The 14,410-nt window shown below is 56.6% G+C and carries 16 protein-coding genes (1 of these 16 running past the window's edge); 12 read left to right on the top strand and 4 right to left on the bottom strand.

Translation table 11 applies throughout. From position 1 onward, the window contains the following. The first annotated feature begins 37 nt into the window (after nucleotides 1-37). Nucleotides 38-1,438 carry an amidohydrolase family protein gene (locus tag M2305_RS05885; protein WP_264648830.1) on the top strand — a complete coding sequence of 467 codons (1,401 nt, stop codon included), beginning with the start codon at nucleotides 38-40 and terminating at the stop codon, nucleotides 1,436-1,438. Between the two features lie 38 nt (nucleotides 1,439-1,476). On the opposite strand, the gene M2305_RS05880 is transcribed toward M2305_RS05885, so the two are convergent. Further along, complete coding sequence (locus tag M2305_RS05880; protein WP_264648829.1) at nucleotides 1,477-3,585, bottom strand: catalase; 2,109 nt, start codon at nucleotides 3,583-3,585, stop codon at nucleotides 1,477-1,479. A 227-nt stretch (nucleotides 3,586-3,812) separates the two neighbouring features. On the opposite strand from M2305_RS05880, the gene M2305_RS05875 reads away from it, so the two are divergent. After that, on the top strand, nucleotides 3,813-4,688 hold the full coding sequence (locus M2305_RS05875; protein ID WP_264648828.1) for an SDR family oxidoreductase: 876 nt from the start codon (nucleotides 3,813-3,815) through the stop codon (nucleotides 4,686-4,688). A 21-nt stretch (nucleotides 4,689-4,709) separates the two neighbouring features. Here M2305_RS05875 and M2305_RS05870 read toward each other — a convergent pair whose 3' ends face one another. Continuing rightward, complete coding sequence (locus M2305_RS05870; protein WP_264648827.1) at nucleotides 4,710-6,035, bottom strand: MFS transporter; 1,326 nt, start codon at nucleotides 6,033-6,035, stop codon at nucleotides 4,710-4,712. Between the two features lie 208 nt (nucleotides 6,036-6,243). Between M2305_RS05870 and M2305_RS05865 the strand changes: the two genes are divergently transcribed. The 7 genes from M2305_RS05865 (at nucleotide 6,244) to M2305_RS05835 (ending at nucleotide 11,662) form a co-directional block, all read left to right on the top strand. Then, nucleotides 6,244-6,903 carry a 50S ribosomal protein L25/general stress protein Ctc gene (locus tag M2305_RS05865; RefSeq protein ID WP_086634762.1) on the top strand — a complete coding sequence of 220 codons (660 nt, stop codon included), beginning with the start codon at nucleotides 6,244-6,246 and terminating at the stop codon, nucleotides 6,901-6,903. Between the two features lie 3 nt (nucleotides 6,904-6,906). Continuing rightward, the gene (pth, locus tag M2305_RS05860; RefSeq protein WP_264648826.1) at nucleotides 6,907-7,476 is read left to right on the top strand and encodes an aminoacyl-tRNA hydrolase; all 570 of its coding nucleotides are present in this window, start codon (nucleotides 6,907-6,909) and stop codon (nucleotides 7,474-7,476) included. A 215-nt stretch (nucleotides 7,477-7,691) separates the two neighbouring features. Continuing rightward, a complete protein-coding gene (ychF, locus tag M2305_RS05855; RefSeq protein WP_264648825.1) occupies nucleotides 7,692-8,786 on the top strand; it encodes a redox-regulated ATPase YchF in 1,095 nt (364 codons plus the stop codon). Beyond that, nucleotides 8,779-10,035, top strand: coding sequence for a glutamate-5-semialdehyde dehydrogenase (locus M2305_RS05850; RefSeq protein ID WP_264648824.1), 1,257 nt, complete (start codon nucleotides 8,779-8,781; stop codon nucleotides 10,033-10,035). Before ychF ends, M2305_RS05850 begins: the two co-directional genes overlap by 8 nt. A 32-nt stretch (nucleotides 10,036-10,067) precedes the next feature. Then, nucleotides 10,068-10,655 carry a nicotinate-nucleotide adenylyltransferase gene (locus M2305_RS05845; protein ID WP_244591078.1) on the top strand — a complete coding sequence of 196 codons (588 nt, stop codon included), beginning with the start codon at nucleotides 10,068-10,070 and terminating at the stop codon, nucleotides 10,653-10,655. Between the two features lie 95 nt (nucleotides 10,656-10,750). After that, nucleotides 10,751-11,203 carry a ribosome silencing factor gene (rsfS, locus tag M2305_RS05840; RefSeq protein WP_203549192.1) on the top strand — a complete coding sequence of 151 codons (453 nt, stop codon included), beginning with the start codon at nucleotides 10,751-10,753 and terminating at the stop codon, nucleotides 11,201-11,203. Continuing rightward, the gene (locus M2305_RS05835; RefSeq protein WP_211503641.1) at nucleotides 11,204-11,662 is read left to right on the top strand and encodes a 23S rRNA (pseudouridine(1915)-N(3))-methyltransferase RlmH; all 459 of its coding nucleotides are present in this window, start codon (nucleotides 11,204-11,206) and stop codon (nucleotides 11,660-11,662) included. Nucleotides 11,663-11,731: 69 nt separating this feature from the next. Here M2305_RS05835 and M2305_RS05830 read toward each other — a convergent pair whose 3' ends face one another. Both M2305_RS05830 and M2305_RS05825 read right to left on the bottom strand, forming a co-directional pair. Next, nucleotides 11,732-12,457 (bottom strand): CHAP domain-containing protein, encoded by a 726-nt coding sequence (locus M2305_RS05830; protein ID WP_264648823.1) that lies wholly within the window; start codon nucleotides 12,455-12,457, stop codon nucleotides 11,732-11,734. 171 nt (nucleotides 12,458-12,628) lie between these two features. Continuing rightward, nucleotides 12,629-12,979, bottom strand: a complete 351-nt coding sequence (locus tag M2305_RS05825; protein WP_046900317.1) for a RidA family protein — start codon at nucleotides 12,977-12,979, stop codon at nucleotides 12,629-12,631. Between the two features lie 146 nt (nucleotides 12,980-13,125). Here M2305_RS05825 and M2305_RS05820 point away from each other — a divergent pair, with 146 nt between their 5' ends. The 3 genes in view from M2305_RS05820 to M2305_RS05810 are tightly spaced (at most 19 nt apart) and all read left to right on the top strand, a layout consistent with a single transcriptional unit that may run on beyond the window. Beyond that, the gene (locus tag M2305_RS05820; RefSeq protein ID WP_456306138.1) at nucleotides 13,126-13,782 is read left to right on the top strand and encodes an MBL fold metallo-hydrolase; all 657 of its coding nucleotides are present in this window, start codon (nucleotides 13,126-13,128) and stop codon (nucleotides 13,780-13,782) included. Nucleotides 13,783-13,801: 19 nt separating this feature from the next. Continuing rightward, complete coding sequence (locus M2305_RS05815) at nucleotides 13,802-14,293, top strand: DUF192 domain-containing protein (RefSeq protein ID WP_202206810.1); 492 nt, start codon at nucleotides 13,802-13,804, stop codon at nucleotides 14,291-14,293. A 3-nt stretch (nucleotides 14,294-14,296) separates the two neighbouring features. Beyond that, on the top strand, nucleotides 14,297-14,410 hold the 5' portion of the coding sequence (locus tag M2305_RS05810; RefSeq protein WP_264648821.1) for an NAD-dependent epimerase/dehydratase family protein. The gene runs 864 nt beyond the window's last position; 114 of the gene's 978 nt are visible here — the first part of the coding sequence; its start codon is at nucleotides 14,297-14,299; its stop codon lies beyond the right edge, outside the window.

Below are 14,410 nucleotides of genomic sequence, written 5' to 3'. Positions count from 1 at the left end.
CGCTTGTGCGGATCGCTGGGACTGTTATCGTTCCGGCATGAAAATGCTTCGTCCTGCTCAGATTCTCTGTTCCATGCTGGTGGCCGCCTGTGCCGGGGGCGTAGCCTACGCCGAACCGTCTCATCTTCTGATTCGTAACGCCCTGATCTTTTCAATGGCCGATGGGCAGAAAGCGCCTTTTAAAGGGTATTTTTCTGTCCGTTCAGATGGCGTGATCGATCATATCGGCCCCGGAACTCCTCCCAAAGATCTTCAAGCGGATCAGGACATGGACCTGCACGGACATTGGGTCATGCCAGGGTTCATATCCGCTCATAGCCATCTCTGGCAGGCTGCGTATCGTGGCCTCGCGGCGGATCAGACGTTGATGGGATGGATTACGGCTTTGTATTCCGGGAAGGCGAGTGTGGCGCGACCTGAGGATATTTATTGGTTCACTCTCGATGGCGCGCTGGATCATCTCGCTCATGGCGTCACGGCTGCCTATAATTTCAATTATGGCGGGGCGAGCCCGAAGATGGTCGTGCAAACGGATCGTTTGCAGTTTCAGGCTGAAACTGCTTCCGGCATTCGATTTGTACATGGTCTTGAGCCATTGCCGGGTAAAGCCGATATGTCACTTGCAAAGGCTCACCAGCATGTTGGGGATTTTCTGGCGTGGTCCGCTGGGCAGCATGTGGGGTCTACATTCCTGTCCGTGATGATTAATGGTGGAACGGGATTTCACGACACCGGAGACGTTGCGAAGATCGAAGGCGCGTTGATGCGGGAGTATCATCTGTCCAACCAGAGTCATTATCTGGAGCCACCTGAGAACGTTTCAGCTCAGCAGGCCCGGTTCCACTGGTTTGAGGATGAAGGCATTCTCGGGCCGCATCTGATTTTCGGGCATTTCATCCATACGACGCCTGAGATCATTGCCCGATCCGTAAAGGCTGGGGCGTCCATGGTATGGAATCCGCTTTCAAATGGTCGTCTGGCGTCAGGGACGGCGGATATTCCGGCCTATCTGAAAGCTGGTTTGCGGGTTGGTATGGGAGAGGATGGGGAAGCCAGTGCGGATCTGGCTGATCCTTTCGAGAACATGCGGACCGGGCTTTATGCCATCCGGGACAAGTATCAGAGCGCTGCAATCATGAGCCCGTATGATGTGGTGCGCCTGCACACGCGGGGGAGTGCGGATGTTCTGGAAGTTGGGGATCGTCTTGGGAGTCTGGAAGTTGGGAAATTTGCGGATTTTCTTGTGATTGATCCGACCAATCTTGGGTATGTGTTTGACCCGTATGCCACGCTGGTTTTTGCGGCGGCTCAGGAAAATCTGGAGCAGGTGTATGTGGGGGGCGTGCTGATGGTTGAGCATGGAAAGCCGCTGAAGCAGGATTTTGCGCATGTTCGGCAGGAAGCTGATCGGCGGGTTGCGGCCTCTGTTCAGCATTAAAAAAGAGCCGGGGAGTAATCCCCGGCTCTTTTTGTGTGTCAGACGCTGTGGGTTTTGGCTTCACGTTCCCAGAAGCGGAGCTTTCGGCAGGTTGTGATGAAGGGTTTAAAATCGCCATCGTTTTTGATGGCGATTACACCATCGTCCATCTCGTCGGGCGTGATGCCGCCTTTTGCCAGAAGGGGGGCAGCGTCCGGGCCGTAGGCGATGAATTTGGCGTGGGCGAAGGCATCTGCCACGAAGTCACGGGCTGTTGCTTCCCTGCTCAGAAGCTTTGTCCCTTCCACGGAAGAGAGCAGCACGACGGCGTCGTAAAGCACGGATGGGGCGCCGACGATTTTCTGGCCAGCCGGGATGGTCTTGCCATCTGTCAGCGTTACGCCGCCGACAACGGGGGCGACCAGTTCAATCAGTGTGCCTTCCGCCTTTGCGGCTTTCTGGAGTGCATCCAGCAAGGCCGCATCCGTACCCTCTGTAATCACGACACCCAGTTTGCGGCCTGCGAAAGAGTCAGGGCCGTTCTTGAGGATGCTGAGTGCTGTTGAGGCGGCCAGATCCGTGATGGGTGTACGGGCGGCCGGAGCTGGGGCGGGGAGCTCTTTCAGGCCCAGACCTTCGGCCACGCCCTTGGCCAGCGTTTCATCCACATTCAGAAGATGGGCGATGACGCGGGAGCGGATGTTTGGAGTTTCAACCTTGCTGAGCTCGAAGACAAACGCGTTCTTGATGTGCGTTTGTTCGGGCTTTGTCTGGCTGATGTAGAACTGGCGTGCCTGGCTGTAGTGATCGGCGAAGAGTTCACCGCGCTCGCGGGTCGTGCGACCGTTGTCATCGGGGAAGTGCCTGTAGCCGGTCTTGGGGTTTTCACGCGGACCTGCACCCCAAGAGTTGGGTTCGTAGTTTACACGACCCTTCGGGTTGTGCATGGCGGCGTGGCCGTCCTGCTGGAAGTTGTGGAACGGGCATTTGGGCGCGTTAATGGGGATATGCGTGAAGTTCGGGCCACCGAGACGCTTTGTCTGCGTATCCAGATACGAGAAGTTCCGGCCTTGCAGGAGTGGATCGTTGGTGAAGCCAATACCGGGGACGACATTCTGGGTGCAGAAGGCGACCTGTTCGGTTTCGGCGAAGAAGTTGTCCACCATGCGGTCCAGCACCAGACGGCCGATCCGGCGGACAGGGACGAGTTCTTCCGGAATGAGTTTTGTCGCATCCAGAATGTCGAAGTCGAATTTGTCGGCGAAGGCGTCATCAAAGAGCTGTACGCCCAGTTCCCATTCCGGATAATCCCCTGATTCGATGGCCTGCCAAAGGTCACGGCGGTGGAAGTCAGGGTCGGCGCCATTGATCTTGACGGCCTCGTTCCAGACAACTGACTGAAGGCCCTGCTTCGGCTTCCAGTGGAACTTCACGTATGTGGATTTTCCTTCGGCGTTTATGAGCCGGAAGGTATGGACGCCGAAGCCTTCCATGAAGCGGAAAGAGCGTGGGATGGCACGGTCTGACATGATCCAGAGGAGCATGTGGACGGTTTCGGGCGAGAGGGATGCGAAGTCCCAGAAGTTGTCATGGGCGGACTGCGCCTGCGGAAAGCCGCGATCGGGCTCTTCCTTTACGGCGTGGACCATGTCCGGGAACTTGATGGCGTCCTGGATAAAGAACACGGGCATGTTGTTGCCCACGAGATCCCAGTTGCCCTCCTCGGTGTAGAGCTTCACGGCGAAACCGCGGACGTCGCGGGCGAGATCGAATGATCCTTTGCCACCTGCGACGGTTGAGAATCGGACGAATGCCGGGACGCGGGTGCCGGTTTTTCCGAGGACGCTTGCGGTTGTGTAGTCAGACAATGAGTCTGTGAGTTCGAAGAAGCCATGCGCGCCGTAGCCCCGGGCATGAACAACGCGTTCGGGGATGCGTTCGTGATCGAAGTGGAAGATCTTTTCCCGGAAATGGAAGTCTTCCAGAAGCGTTCCGCCGCGCGGGCCAGCTTTCAGGGAGTTCTGGTCATCGGCGACGGGAACGCCCTGCTGGGTTGTCAGGGTCGGTGTGTCGCCATCTGCGGTCTGATGGGTTGCGCCTTGCGGGCCGCGCTCGAAGGTCTGGTCACCGATGGTCACGGTGGTGCGTTTGTCTGCCGTGTCGCTCATGGTCCGGTCCGATCTGCTGTCGTCGCGACTGTCCGGACTGAATAATGCCGGGCACGCCGTTTCGAATTCGGTAAGTCGATTTCCGGTTTGGGAAATCCTTCACTTTAGAAGTCTGAGTCCCTGGTAAATGTTCCAGAAAATAATTTGATGAAATGTTCTGAACTGAATGAAAGAATGGGTCGTTACGGCTCCTTACTTGCATCTTTCATGCAGCTCAGGAGGCTTGAATGCCTGTCGATCCTCGCAATCGTTATCCTCAGCCTCCTTTTGAAGGGCAAAGTCAGCCTTTTCCGGGGCTATCATCAAAAATGACGCCGCAGCCTGATTATGGAGAAAAGACCTATCAGGGCTCTGGAAAACTCAAGGGGCAGGTGGCTCTGATTACCGGTGGTGATTCCGGGATCGGGCGCGCTGTGGCGCTGGCTTTTGCCCGGGAGGGGGCGGAGGTTGCGATTTCCTATCTCGAAACCGAAAGTCAGGATGCAAAGGATATTGCCGGGCAGATCGAGTCAGAGGGGCGTCGTTGCCTTCTGCTGCCGGGGGATATTCGTGAAGCGACGCATTGCAAACTGCTTGTTGGTAAGGTTCTGGAAGAGTTCGGTCGTCTCGATATTCTTGTGAACAATGCTGCGTTTCAGAATTGGGCGGAGCATCTGGAGGATATCAGTGACGACGATTGGAAGTGCCACTTTGATACCAACACGCATGCGCTGTTCTATCTGACGAAGGCTGCTCTGCCTCATCTAAAGCCGGGATCGTCCATCATCAATACGTCTTCAGTCAATCTGAAGACGCCGCCTCAGATTCTCGTACCGTATTCCATGACGAAGGCAGCCATAGCGAACTTTACGGTGAGTATGGCGCAGCAGCTTGCGTCACGAGGTATTCGGGTGAACGGGGTTATGCCGGGCCCGATCTGGACGCCGTTCATTGCGACGGGAATGCCGGAAGAGGCGCAGAAGAGCATTGGGTCTGATGTCCCACTGGGTCGCCCAGGTCAGCCAGCGGAACTGGCTGGGGCTTATGTGTATTTTGCGGACCCGCTGAACAGTTACACGACGGGCGCTCTGTTACCTGTGAATGGCGGGATGCCGATGCTCTGATCGGGCCGGATATTCTGGATCTCAGTGGAACGCCTGCTCCTGATCGAGCGGGCGTTTTTCTGTTTTGGGGCCGAAGAGAAGGGTGATGCTAGCCCCTATGAGGAGGACGCAGGTTGTGAGGCCGAAGACGCCGGGGAAACCGGCTTTCGGGTAGATCCAGCCAATCAGGACGGGCGACGAGATGGCGCCCAGACGAGCGATTGCGGAGGCCAGTCCCATGCCTCTTCCGCGCAGGGACGTCGGGAAGAGTTCGGGGGTGTAGGCGTAGATGCCGCCGTAGGTTCCATTCATGAACATGGACAGCATAATTCCGAAAAGCAGGACCTGTGTGGGTGTCTGGCTTGCGGCCATGCCGATGGCACTGATCCCGCCGCCGATCATGAAGGTAGCGACCGTGGCGCGTCGGCCCAGACGTTCCGTGCAGAAGGCTGAGGCCAGATATCCGGGGAGCTGTGCTGCGTAGATCGAGATGGCGTAGGCGAAGCTGCGGGTCACGGTCATGCCGCGCTCGATCATGAGCGTGGGGATCCAGGTGAAGAACGCGTAGAAGCAGAAGGTGATGCTCAGCCACATGGCCCAGCTCATGAAAGTGGAACGTCTGAGGCTGGGGGCGAAAAGGTCGCTCAGGGGGCGGTTTGTTCGTCCGGCTGTATCGGGGGTTGTCGAAAGACCGGCGGCCAGTCCGGCGCTTTGTTCGATGGCTCCGACAATTCGGCAGGCTTCGTGCGTTCGCCCCTGCTGATCGAGCCATCTTGGGGACTCGGGAAGGGTACGCCGCCACCAGAGGAGCATCAGGACGGGTAGGGCTGTGGCAACCAAGGCCCATCGCCAGCCATCCGGTGATGAGGGGACAATCATGAATCCGAGAATGGCTGCGGCGACGTAACCGAAAGAATAGAAGCCCGTGAGGCTGGCCGTGAAGGCGCCGCGATAACGGGATGAGACGAACTCGCTCAGATAGGGGGCGATGATCGTGGCTTCTGCGCCGGCGCCCAGTCCTGCGAGAAGACGGGCGCTGAAGAAACTGCCGAATGTGTGGGAGACTGCCGAAAGAAGAGAGCCGATCGCGTAGAGCGCGAGGGCGCTCATCATGACGGAACGGCGGCCAGACCTGTCGGCCCACCAACCTGCCAGCAGGGAGCCGAGACCGTATCCCAGATAGGTGGCGCTCCCCAGAACACCGAGCGATGGGCCGGACAGGTGCCATTCCGTTTTTAGAACCGGAAGTGTGAAGGCGACGATGGCGGAGTCCAAGCCGTCGAACATGTATCCACAGCCACCAAGGATCAGAAGCCGACGGTGGAAGGGGGTGAAGGGCAGGTGTTCGAGGCGGTGGGCGATGCTCATGGATTCTCTGTAACGCAGGCGACTATGGGGCTGTGACAGACTATCTGGCGGTTTGGGCGTGGGTCCAGCCATGGTTGGGGTAGGCCATCAGGAAGGTAAAATCTGGGAAAAAGGTTGTGTGTGGCGCAGTTTTCCGCTATTTCGCCGCTCGCACAGGCACCCCTGGAGGTCTGTGTGGTGACAAAATTCAATACGCAGGAGCGTAACAGTGGCTAATTTGACGACACTTGCTGTCTCGACGCGCGCGAAGGCTGGTAAGGGGGCAGCGCGCGCAACGAGACGTGCCGGGCTGGTTCCGGCAGTAATCTATGGTGGCAAGCAGGAGCCTTCCATCATTGCTCTTGATCCGCGCGTGATCATGAAGGAACTGCACCGTGGTGGCTGGTCCTCCCGCGTGTACAACCTGGCAGCAGAAGGCGCAGAGCCGGTTGCAGCCCTGATCCGTGACGTGCAGTTGCACCCGGTGACGGATGCTCCGATTCACATCGACTTCCAGCGCGTTGCAGCGGGCACGAAGGTGCACGTTCAGGTTTCGATCATCTTCGTTGGCGAAGAGAAGGCTCCTGGCATCAAGCGCGGCGGTGTTCTGAACGTTGTCCGTCATTCCGTGGACGTTGCCGCTGATGCAGCAAGCATTCCGGAAAGCTTCACTGTTGATCTGAGTGTTCTCGACATTCATGACAGCGTTCGCTGGTCTGATCTGAAGGGCACGGAAGGCGTGAAGCTGACGGGTCATCAGGCTGCTGATCTCGTGATCGCTTCCATCGCTCCGCCGACCATTGATGCGGAAATGGAAGCTGAAGCCGCTGCCAAGGCTGCTGCCGCTGCCGCAGCTGCTACCGCAAAGCCGGGCGCAAAGAAGAAGTAAGTCATGAGGCTCTGGACCGGTCTCGGCAATCCCGAGCCGGGGATGAGCCGTCATCGACATAACATCGGCTTCATGGCGGTTGATGAAATCGCCAGGCGTCACGGGTTTTCCCCGTGGCGCAAGCGCTTTCGGGGGGAGACTTCCGAGGGCGTTCTTGGGGGGCAGAAAATCCTGCTCCTCAAGCCGATGACCTACATGAACCTGTCGGGCGACAGCGTTCAGCAGGCCGCGCAGTTCTTCAAGATCGCGCAGGCCGACATTACCGTTTTCCATGATGAACTCGATCTTGCTTTCGGCAAGCTGCGTATCAAGCGTGGCGGCGGAGCGGCTGGGCATAATGGCCTTCGCTCAATGGATCGCTGTCTTCCCGGACCGGATTACTGGCGTGTGCGGATGGGCATTGGCCATCCGGGGCACAAGGACCGGGTGCACGGGCATGTTCTGGGGAATTTCGCCAAGGCGGAAGAGCCGGAGCTTGAGCGGTGGCTTGAGGCGGTTGCGGATGCTGCGCCTATTCTGGGCAAGGGCGAGAATGAAGCGTTCATGACAAAAGTAGCGCTGCTTACGGCCTGAGTGCCGCGAGACTTCAGGTCTCTTATGGCCGGCTTTTTTCACTGTTATAACGTGCGGGTATCGTTGCCGGAGAGAGTTCTCGGGCGGGAATCGTACTCTGCTGCCTGTTTTGCGGGGTGCAGGTGTTGTCCGTGGGCGTGGATTCTGCGAACACAGGGCAACTGAATTTTGAGACTGGGCTGACCGATGTGGCGGCCTGAAAGATGGAGAGCACAATGGGTTTCAATTGCGGCATCGTTGGTCTGCCCAATGTTGGCAAGTCCACGTTGTTCAATGCTCTGACGGAAACAGCCGCAGCGCAGGCAGCGAACTACCCATTCTGCACCATTGAACCGAATACGGGCCGTGTTGCCGTGCCGGACCCTCGGCTGGATATTCTGGTGAAGATTGGTAAGTCCCAGAAAGAGATTCCGACCAGCCTTGAGTTTGTTGATATTGCGGGTCTGGTCCGTGGTGCATCCAAGGGTGAGGGGCTGGGAAACCAGTTTCTGGCGAATATCCGCGAGACGGATGCGATCATTCATGTTCTGCGCTGCTTTGAAGATGATGACATCACCCACGTTGAAGATGGGGTCGATCCGGTTCGGGATGCGGACATCATTGAGACCGAGCTGATGCTTTCGGATCTGGAAAGCCTTGAGAAGCGCCAGATCAATCTTCAGAAGCGTGCGCGTGGGAATGATCGCGAAGCACAGGCGCAACTCGAACTCATGGAGCCGCTGATTGTGGCTCTCCGTGATGGCAAGCCTGCCCGCACCGCCGTGCCGAAGGGCCAGGAAGGTGAGGCTGCGCGTCTTCAGCTTCTGACAACGAAGCCGGTTCTGTATGTGTGTAACGTCGAGGAAGCTGCTGCGGCGACCGGCAATGCTCACTCTGAGGCAGTTCGGAAGCGGGCTGAGGAAGAGGGCGCTGGCGTTGTGATCGTGTCTGCTGCGATTGAGGCTGAGGTTAGCCAGTTGCCGCAGGAAGATCGCACGGAGTTCCTTGAAGGGCTTGGTCTGAGCGACAGTGGTCTGGATCGCGTGATTGCAGCGGGCTATCGCCTGCTGGGTCTACGGACGTACTTTACGGTCGGCCCTAAGGAAGCGCGTGCCTGGACCATTACGGCAGGTGTGAAGGCGCCTCAGGCTGCTGCTGTCATTCACAATGATTTCGAGCGTGGCTTCATTGCCTGCGAAACAGTTGCTTTTGACGACTATGTGGCCTGCAATGGTGAAGCAGGTGCTAAGGAGGCCGGGAAGTTGCGGATCGAAGGCAAGGAATATGTTGTGCAGGACGGAGATATTCTCCTGTTCCGATTCAATGTCTGACGCTGCGGCTATTCTGAAAGGCCTGACTGATAAGGCCCGTCAGGCTGCTCGTGGATTGGCGCGAGCGGATGAGGCGACGCGTAATCTGGCACTGAATGCTGCTGCTCAGGCACTTCGTGCCAACAGCGCAGCAATCGGTACGGCAAACGAGCAGGACCTGGCCGGGCTTTCCGATGATCGGACAGCGGCATTCCGGGACCGTCTGACTTTAACGCCTGAGCGCGTTGAGGCTATGGCAAAGGGTCTGGAAGACGTCGCAAAGCTCCCTGATCCGCTTGGACGCGTTCTCGCAGAATGGGAGCGCCCTAACGGGTTGCTGTTCCGTCGTGTTGCTGTGCCGCTCGGTGTCATCGGTATGATTTACGAAAGCCGGCCGAATGTTGGAGCGGATGCTGCGGCTCTTTGCATCAAGTCTGGCAATGCTGTCATTTTACGTGGTGGAGGCGAAAGCCTGAATTCGGCGCGCGCAATTCATACGGCGATGGTTGAAGGGCTGACGGCTGCGGGTCTTGATCCGGCTTGTGTACAGATTTTGCCGTCTGCCGATCGTGCTCTAGTGGGCGCGCTCCTTCAGGCTGCTGAGGGCGTGGACCTCATTATTCCACGTGGTGGAAAATCTTTGGTGGAACGCGTTCAGCGTGAGGCGCGGGTGCCTGTTCTGGCTCATGCCGATGGGCTGAATCACACCTATGTTCATGCCAGTGCTGATTCTGAGATGGCGCGTCGGGTTCTTCTGGATGCTAAGATGCGCCGTACGGGAATCTGTGGGGCGACAGAAACGCTTCTAATTGATCGGGCGATTGCTCCGTCACTCCTGCCGAGCATTGTGGATGATCTGGCCAGAAAGGGCTGCACATTCCGGGCGGATGAGGCTGCCAGATCTATTGTTTCAACCTTGCCTCCTGCCAGTGCCGCCGATTTCGATACGGAGTGGCTGGATTCGATTCTCTCCATTGCTGTTGTTGATGGCGTCGAGGAGGCTCTCGACCATATCGCGCGCCATGGCAGTGCTCATACGGAAGCGATTATCGCGGAAGATCCTGAGATTGCTGCTGTGTTCATGAATGGGACCGATAGTGCGGTTGTGCTGTGGAATGCATCCACTCAGTTCTGTGATGGTGGTGAATTTGGCTTTGGGGCTGAAATCGGAATTGCCACGGGACGGATGCATGCGCGAGGCCCGGTGGGGCTCGAACAGTTGACGTGTTATCGCTACGAAGTGCTTGGCAACGGACAGGTGCGGGGCTGAATACGATCCCGACGTTTGGCGATGGCCGACGTATGCGGATTGGGCTGCTGGGTGGCTCTTTCAATCCGGCGCATTATGGTCATCTGAAGGTGGCTCAGCAGGCGTTGCGCTCTCTGCGATTGGATCAGGTGTGGCTGATGGTCTCACCTGGGAATCCTCTCAAGCCTCGAAAGGGCATGGGATCGTTCAGGGCGCGCCTTGCGTCAGCCCGGAAGATCGCTGATGGCCGTCGAATCTGTGCTACGGATATAGAAGCAAGGCTGAAACAGCGTTTTACAGTGAAGACTGTGGCATTGCTTCAGAAGCGCTTTCCTCATGTTCAGTTTGTCTGGTTGATGGGAGCAGATGGGCTGGCGCAATTCTCTCGCTGGAAAAACTGGAGGATGCTGGCCCGTATGGTGCCTATAGCGATTCTGCCGCGGCCAGGGAGTGTAACGCCTGCTTTGCACGGCGCTGCGGCGTCTGCTTTGCGGCGAAATCGACGGCCTTCGAGGGAGGCTGCTATACTGGCACAAAGAAAAGGATGCGCATGGACGTTCCTTTCTGCGCCGCAGAACGATATATCGGCTACAGCGTTGCGAGAGTCCGGGCAAATCTGTCTGGAACCGGATCAGGAGTAAAAGCCATCACCAAGACGACCTCAACCGACCCGAAGGCCAAGACCACGCGTCGGAAAACCAGCACCCCTGATGCGGCACTGGCCGAGGCTGCCAAGGTGCCTGGAACGCCTCGCAAGAAGGCTGCTGCTGCTGGCCCCAAGAAGACTGCCGTCAAGCGCGAGCCTGTGCAGCCTGATGTTCTGACAAAAATGCTGTCCATCATCACGGCCAGCCTTGAGGAAGACAAGGCAGAGGACATCGTGGTTCTGGATCTGGTTGGCCGTGCCAACTTTGCAGATCGTATGGTTGTGGCAACTGGTCTGGCAGATCGTCAGATTGCCGCCATGGCGCACCATATTGAGAAAAAGCTGGGCGAAGATGGCTTCAACCGGGTTCTGGTTGAAGGCGCGAATGGCAGCGACTGGGTCCTTCTGGATGCAGGGGATGTTGTTGTTCATCTCTTCAAGCCAGAGAGCCGTGAGCTCTATGCTCTTGAGAAAATGTGGGGCTCTGATCTAGATTCGAGCGAATCCGAAGTGACTGTCGGTAAGGACGAAGAGCAGGGCTGAATGAAGCTCGTTGCTATTGGGCGATTGAAGTCCGGGCCTGAACGGGAACTGTTTGACCGTTACGCCGCCCGGATTCGTCCTGTGCTGACGGTGACAGAAATTGCGCCGTCCAAAGGCTCCGTTATGGAGCAGAAGCGCAAGGATGCTGCGGGGCTTTTGGGAGCCTGTCCTGAGAATGCTTTTGTCATTGCCCTTGATGAGGGGGGAAAGACGTTTAGCAGCCTGCAGTTTGCAGCCACGTTTGCTCGGTGGCAGGAAACCAGTCGTCCGTTATATTTTTTGATTGGTGGAGCAGAAGGGCTGGATGGATCAGTGATCCAGAGAGCTGATGCCGTTATTGCTCTAGGGGCGATGACCTGGCCCCATATGCTTGTGCGCGTGATGATTGCCGAGCAGGTCTTTCGGGCTCAGGCTATCAATTCGAACCATCCTTATCATAAAGACAGTCGGCCGGATTAAGCCGTTTCTGAGCGATTGGGCATAAAAAAAGCGGGGCTTTAAGCCCCGCTTTTTGCATCTGAAGTCTTCTTATCGGATGGACCGGTTCGGAGCGTCAGATGTGAATGCATCGTCTGGGGCTTCTGCAATTTCCGTGTTGCTCATCGGATGACTCAGAGCATTCGATCCTCTGAAGATTGCACGATGACGGAAGGTAGTTGCATGGCTTTCGCGAGCGACCATGACCTGCGGAGCTTGGCGACCATCGTCTGCGCGGCCATAGATGAAGCCGTATGTCGGGTAGATGCTACCAAGACGGCCGCTACGGTCGTTAAGGGCAACGCGAACGGCGCTCCAGTCATTGTTGGGTGATACGTCAACGACGCGCACGTTGTGCGCAATGCCATTGGATGCCCAGTGAGACTGGTCAATGTAGATCGTACGGTTGTTCTCGACAGCCCGTACCACAGCGACGTGGCCCAGAGGCATACGACGGATGCCACGGAAATTTAGAACCGATCCCGCTTCCGGAGCGTTACCACGGGCGTATCGGCCTGCAGCATTGTACCACCAGTCCCGCGCATTGCCGTGCAACACGACGGCAGATGCTTCTTTTGCATAAGCTACGCACTGAATGACGTGTGCAGTTGAAAAGGTGTGATGATGGTACGCATGAGATGCGCGATGGGAGCGGAAGACACCATGACCACCGTGTGAACTACGGAGGTGTTTGGCCTGTGCATGACTCGCAAAGAACATGACAGCGGAGAGCGCCAGGGCAGAGAAAAATGTTTTCCGGCAACTTTTATGCGTCACGATCTTTTTGATCCTGAATAGGCTTGTGTCGTTCGGGTTACAGGGAGCTAACAATCTTCATGCAACCCTGACAAGGGCAGAATGCATCACTAAGGGTTAAATTTTCATTTCTAATGAAAATCTTTCTCGTGTCGCATTCTGCCTTAATTGTGCCGTATTTGGTCGGGTGGCTTATTTCGTGGTTGTCAGCATGATTTCCACGAGGATGCGTGGGTCAGCCATGACAGCCTGAACGCAGGCGCGTGCAGGAGCTAGTCCTTCCGGGAGCCATGCGGACCAGTGCGTGTTGAGAGCATTGCGGTCTGCGATGTCTTTAAGCCAGATCTGTGCCTGAAGAATGCGGGTATTGTCTGTGCCGTGTTCTTCAAGAATGGCATCGAGTTGAGCCAAGACGTCTTTGGTCTGGCCATCGATATCTTGTGACAGGTCTGAGGCGACAACGCCTTGGGTGAAAACAAAGCCATGATATTCCACAGCCTTGGAAAGAATGGCGTTGGGTTCTGTGCGAATGATGCGGCTCATGGGGGTATCCTGATCCCGAGATTGGAAAGCCCCAGAGTGAGGCGGCTTTAAGAAGCGGTCAATCACCTCTTGGCTCCCTTGTCGTAGGGGGTGGGACGCGGTATCGCCGGGAGGTATCGCTAAACTGGCCGTGCGGGAGAAAAACCGTGGTCCCTTTGAATGTCAAAAGAGTGCCTGTGACGCCGATCAGGCAGAATTGCACGATCCTCTGGGACGAACGGAACCATGCCGTGGTGGTCGATCCAGGGGGGGATGTGGATGAACTGCTCTCCCAGCTCCGCGGGCTGACAGTTGAGGCTATTCTTCTTACGCATGGACATCTTGATCATGCTGGCGGCGCTGATGAGCTCCGGGAACGCCTGAATAAAATTCAATCAGATCCCGTGCCTGTTCTCGGGCCAGATCGGCGTGATGCGTTCCTGCTGAGTAGTATTGAGAGACAGGCCACGCATTTTGGTATGACAGGGATGGTGAGTGTTGTTCCGGACCGCTTTCTGGAAAGCGGTGAGACACTCCAACTTCTGGGCCATGATATCGAGGTGCGTCATATTCCCGGACATACGCCAGGGCATATCGTGTTTGTGGATCATGGCAGTCGTCGTGCTATTGTTGGCGATACATTGTTCCGCCGGACGGTAGGCCGAACCGATTTTGCTTATGGGGATGCTCCTGCGCTGATTGCAGGTATTCGCCAACATCTCATGAGTTTGCCGGATGAGACTGTGGTGCTGTGTGGGCATGGAATGCCTACGACCATTGGGGAAGAACGCCGGTCCAATCCATTTCTTGTTTCTGAACAATAAATTTCAAAGAGGGTTTCCCATGCGTGTAATGGCTTGTTCCATATTAGGTGCGATAGGTGTTCTCGCGGGCAGTATGACGGCTTCCGCCTGTGCCGCAGAAGAACCTATTCGTCAGGCGCAGCCTGTTCTTCCGACAGCACCTTTGACAATCACGACGCAAGACGGAGTTAAGCACTCGTTTACGGTGGAGTTGGCCAAAACCTACAGGGAACAGGAAGTCGGCGAAATGTTCCGCAAGGAGCTGCCCAAAAACAAGGGAATGCTTTTCCTTTGGCCGCAGCCGCAGGTTTCGGACATGTGGATGAGAAACACACTGGTATCCCTCGATATCGTTTTCATTGATTCCACCAATCATGTTCATGCCATTGCGGAGAAGGCGGTTCCGCTGAGTGAGGCAATCCTGAGCAGTGACGGGGTTGTGGCCAACACGCTTGAGCTTGCTGGAGGGGTTACGGAAGAGTTGGGTATCCGCGTAGGGGATACCGTAAGTAGCCCGGCACTGAAGCACTGATACGTGAAGGTTTTAGTTACCGGGGCAGCGGGATTTATCGGCTTTCACGTCTCGCATGCCTTGCTGGCGCGAGGCATGGAGGTAGTCGGCGTTGATACGCTGAATGATTATTATGAC

Source organism: Gluconobacter cerinus, assembly GCF_025961355.1.
In the GTDB taxonomy this organism is placed as follows: domain Bacteria; phylum Pseudomonadota; class Alphaproteobacteria; order Acetobacterales; family Acetobacteraceae; genus Gluconobacter; species Gluconobacter cerinus.
The sequence above is the reverse complement of the archived record's forward strand: the minus strand, read 5'-3'. Positions and strand labels throughout refer to the sequence as shown.

Excerpts from the sequence above, each read along its gene's own strand:
- M2305_RS05885 (WP_264648830.1), top strand. The coding sequence starts at position 38 with ATGAAAATGCTTCGTCCTGCTCAGATTCTCTGTTCCATGCTGGTGGCC.
- M2305_RS05880 (WP_264648829.1), bottom strand. The coding sequence starts at position 3,585 with ATGAGCGACACGGCAGACAAACGCACCACCGTGACCATCGGTGACCAG.
- M2305_RS05875 (WP_264648828.1), top strand. The coding sequence starts at position 3,813 with ATGCCTGTCGATCCTCGCAATCGTTATCCTCAGCCTCCTTTTGAAGGG.
- M2305_RS05870 (WP_264648827.1), bottom strand. The coding sequence starts at position 6,035 with ATGAGCATCGCCCACCGCCTCGAACACCTGCCCTTCACCCCCTTCCAC.
- pth (WP_264648826.1), top strand. The coding sequence starts at position 6,907 with ATGAGGCTCTGGACCGGTCTCGGCAATCCCGAGCCGGGGATGAGCCGT.
- ychF (WP_264648825.1), top strand. The coding sequence starts at position 7,692 with ATGGGTTTCAATTGCGGCATCGTTGGTCTGCCCAATGTTGGCAAGTCC.
- M2305_RS05850 (WP_264648824.1), top strand. The coding sequence starts at position 8,779 with ATGTCTGACGCTGCGGCTATTCTGAAAGGCCTGACTGATAAGGCCCGT.
- M2305_RS05845 (WP_244591078.1), top strand. The coding sequence starts at position 10,068 with ATGCGGATTGGGCTGCTGGGTGGCTCTTTCAATCCGGCGCATTATGGT.
- M2305_RS05835 (WP_211503641.1), top strand. The coding sequence starts at position 11,204 with ATGAAGCTCGTTGCTATTGGGCGATTGAAGTCCGGGCCTGAACGGGAA.
- M2305_RS05825 (WP_046900317.1), bottom strand. The coding sequence starts at position 12,979 with ATGAGCCGCATCATTCGCACAGAACCCAACGCCATTCTTTCCAAGGCT.
- M2305_RS05815 (WP_202206810.1), top strand. The coding sequence starts at position 13,802 with ATGCGTGTAATGGCTTGTTCCATATTAGGTGCGATAGGTGTTCTCGCG.